Below are 216 nucleotides of genomic sequence, written 5' to 3' on the forward strand. Positions count from 1 at the left end.
ATGGTTTGATTGGTGTACCTACGATCACGATCGAGGCAGCGGGCTCGACGAGCCTTGTTCAAGTTGGGAACGAGTACCTCCTCAATCCCGTGGCGGGCGGAGTAGGGCCCAGGCTCACGTTTTCGGGTGCGCCGGTCGCGGTCGATATGTGGACAGGCTGGGCGCCGATCGGGGCAGAGCAGAGCGGTACTGGCTATGATGTGGCCTGGAAGAATG

At 61.1% G+C, this 216-nt stretch carries 1 protein-coding gene; it reads left to right on the top strand.

Translation table 11 applies throughout. The annotated features are described in order from the left end of the window. Positions 1-216, top strand: a 216-nt coding sequence (locus tag I6F20_RS37725; RefSeq protein ID WP_225131628.1) for a hypothetical protein, incomplete at both ends; no start/stop codon positions are given.

The organism is Bradyrhizobium sp. IC3123 (assembly GCF_020193625.1).
GTDB lineage: Bacteria > Pseudomonadota > Alphaproteobacteria > Rhizobiales > Xanthobacteraceae > Bradyrhizobium > Bradyrhizobium yuanmingense.